Origin of the sequence: Serratia sp. CY52157, assembly GCF_052168495.1 — a bacterium.
In the GTDB taxonomy this organism is placed as follows: Bacteria; Pseudomonadota; Gammaproteobacteria; order Enterobacterales; family Enterobacteriaceae; genus Serratia; species Serratia ureilytica.
The window spans coordinates 1-574 of the sequence record NZ_JBJNMO010000019.1 but is presented as its reverse complement, the minus strand read 5'-3'; the positions used below and the strand labels follow the sequence as shown (position 1 = coordinate 574).

The 574-nt window shown below is 51.6% G+C and carries 1 protein-coding gene; it reads right to left on the bottom strand.

What is annotated here, in order from left to right:
- Nucleotides 1–4: 4 nt before the first annotated feature.
- A partial coding sequence (locus ACJ8IP_RS24220) for an EF-Tu/IF-2/RF-3 family GTPase (protein ID WP_239508494.1) occupies nucleotides 5–574 on the bottom strand: 570 nt, incomplete at its 5' end.

The following is a 574-nucleotide window of genomic DNA, read 5'->3' as shown; positions in this document are numbered from 1 at the left end:
GCGATTAAGCGATAACTTTAGCAACAACACCAGCGCCTACAGTACGGCCGCCTTCACGGATTGCGAAACGCAGACCGTCATCCATCGCGATTGGGTGAATCAGGGTTACAACCATGTTCACGTTGTCGCCTGGCATTACCATCTCTACGCCTTCTGGCAGTTCGATGGTACCGGTCACGTCAGTAGTACGGAAGTAGAACTGTGGACGGTAGCCTTTGAAGAATGGCGTGTGACGACCACCTTCATCTTTGCTCAGGATGTACACTTCAGATTCGAACTGGGTGTGCGGCTTGATGGAGCCTGGTTTAGCCAGTACCTGACCACGTTCGATTTCTTCACGTTTGATACCACGCAGCAGAACACCTACGTTCTCACCAGCACGGCCTTCGTCCAGCAGTTTGCGGAACATTTCAACGCCAGTACAGGTAGACTTAACGGTGTCTTTGATACCAACGATTTCAACTTCTTCGCCAACTTTGATGATACCGCGCTCAACACGACCGGTAACAACGGTACCACGACCGGAGATGGAGAATACGTCTTCGATTGGCAGCAGGAACGGCTTGTCGATAGC